This is a genomic window from Thioalkalivibrio sp. ALMg13-2, assembly GCF_000381185.1.
GTDB lineage: Bacteria > Pseudomonadota > Gammaproteobacteria > Ectothiorhodospirales > Ectothiorhodospiraceae > Thioalkalivibrio > Thioalkalivibrio versutus.
Window position 1 is genome coordinate 1 of the sequence record NZ_KB906155.1, and the last position, 2,298, is coordinate 2,298.

At 65.1% G+C, this 2,298-nt stretch carries 2 protein-coding genes and 1 pseudogene; all 3 read left to right on the plus strand.

The window, feature by feature from the left end; all coding sequences use genetic code 11:
* Nucleotides 1-455, plus strand: a 455-nt coding sequence (locus tag F618_RS0114540; RefSeq protein ID WP_231362695.1) for a hypothetical protein, incomplete at its 5' end; no start/stop codon positions are given.
* 955 nt (nt 456-1,410) lie between these two features.
* Nucleotides 1,411-2,115 (plus strand): hypothetical protein, encoded by a 705-nt coding sequence (locus tag F618_RS0114545; protein WP_019569009.1) that lies wholly within the window; start codon nt 1,411-1,413, stop codon nt 2,113-2,115.
* Nucleotides 2,112-2,298 (plus strand): annotated as a pseudogene (locus tag F618_RS15140) (hypothetical protein); the annotation flags it as partial. The gene F618_RS0114545 and the pseudogene F618_RS15140, both read left to right, overlap by 4 nt.

Genomic DNA, 2,298 nt, shown 5'->3' on the forward strand with positions numbered 1-2,298 from the left:
TGCACACCTATGAACTCGCGGAGCTGTATCGCGACCCGCTGTACCAGAAGCGACTCCTAGAGGTCGGCACACGCGCGGAACTGCTTGCCTGGGCCGCCTGGAATGACCCCAAAGGGGTGTTTCTCGACATGGACTGTGATGCCGAGGGTCTGCCTCGATTGACCCTAGCGGAGGCCGCCAACGCGGTTTCGGGGATGATCGATTTCCCCCGGATCGCGGCGGCGTCGCTTCCTTCGCCGGAGTATCGCACCCTGCGCGTGTCCGACGAGGGCTCACCCCTGGTGGGCGACTACGTCGCCACGCTTCCTGCTCCAGATGCGCTTGGGAAACTGAGGGCATTACGGAAGGAGGCAGCGACACTCGGCGGCACTACATGGAGCAATGCTCGCGCGGACGTTGTCGAGCTTCCTTTAGACGCAGGCGAGCGGATGCAGCACGTCTTCCGCTGGATCTAACCCTGACGGCCTTCGGGCCGTCATTCCCGAGGATCGCGCGCGACCCTCGGGAATGACGGCGGAGATTCAACATTTGCAGTCTGGAGGATTGCCCGAATCGGGCCCTTGAGTTTGAATGCGTATTACACCGCCCGCCTGAGCGTATCAGGCCCCTTGCCGACGCCCGTCGGCAAAAGCCCCTACGCGCCGAGAGTGGGGGTGCCGCATTTGCCCCTTTGCGGCCCGGCGCTGTCGGCTGATCCAATTTTGTCCCTGGCTCGGGTCAGTCGATCAATACCGATCCTCGGTGGAGGTTCACAAGTCAACTCGTTGGGCCCTCCGGGCCCGGCACGAGTTCTTCTCGAATGGTTTAGGGGGGTCTCCCCACGGTCGGTGCGTAGCGCCCGCCGTGGGGAGACTCTGGTCTCCGTGATTCAAATCACTGGCCGCCCACCGCCAGGTGCAGCGTGGGTCCCTTTGTGCGGTACTGCCGCGCCATTCGAGATAGATCCATCCCCCCAAAACCATGGATCGCCGGAATACGACTCGCTACTGCAGGAGGGTGAGATCGATCCGCCCTGGGGAAGACTCCTACTCGACCGGGCCATCGCACAATCGACGCGCCCGGTCCTGAAGCACCTCAATCGAAGTCAACTCGCGGATCAGCCACCCCCGACCCAACCGGGGTGGCTGGTTACGTTTTGCCCACGCCTGGCAAGTCCTTGTTCCCTCGCTTTCTTCCCCCTCTTTCCCATGCAGTTATCCCCAGTTTTTGTGGATAACTCAAAAACCCTTCGCGCTCGCTTCAGGATTTTTCGTAGCCGCTACACGCGGGACCCGGAGAATTGGCGACGTCCGCTGCCTTGGCGGCGGGCAGCCCATACCCCTTAGGGCTGGTGCCCGCGCCTCCTTTGGCGCGGGTCTTTATTCCAAGCAGGCGAGGCAAGACATGCGAACACGGTTACCCGCACTCCTTGTGGCGCTGGCGTTCACCTCCTGGGGAACCGCTGCGGCCAGTGACATTCAGGTGGGTCGATACCTCACCGCCACCGATGCGCCCGCACCCGAGCAGGTGCAGCCCCTGCAGGTCACGGTCCAGATGGATTTCCCGTCGGACGTCCGGCACGTCGGCTCCGCGCTCACCTACCTCCTGACACATAGCGGGTATCAGCTGGAGGAACCGGCCAAGGCGGACCCGGCCATGCGGGTGCTCCTGACCCGACCGCTTCCCGAGGTGCATCGAGAGCTGGGGCCCCTGAGCCTTGAGAATGCGCTTACCACCCTCGCCGGCCCCACCTGGCGCCTGGTCGTCGATCCCGCCATGCGGGAAATCTCCTACGAACCGCGTGCGCCTTACGCCGAGTCCGCGCGGGCGCGCGGCCAAGCGATCGAAGCCGACACCGTGCGCGACGTGCTCGCGCCACAGCCCCCAACAGCCCGCCTGTATGGCCCGGTTCAGCGCGGCGAGACCCTCGGCTCCATCGCCGAGGCGGTTTCGCCGGAGCAGCCGACGCGCATGGCCGCCGCGCTGTTCGAGGCCAACCCGCACGCGTTCTTCCCGGCCAATGCGCCGAACCCGAATCAGCTCCGCACCGGCGCCGAACTGGAGATCCCCAGCGACGAGGTGGCCGCCCGGTATGCCCCGTCCCGCGCCCGGTCGATTCTGCGAGGTGATCAATGAGCACGAACGAGAAGTCGGACAATCGTCCAGCGCCTCAGCCCATCCCGCGCTGGCTCAAGATCGCGGGGCCGGTCGTCGGCCTCGCCGTCGTAACGGGGTTGCTCCTGATGTTCATCGGCGGCGGAAAGGCCGAAACCGAGGAACCCGAACCCGTGCCGGACGAACCGGCCGCGGAAGAGGGGG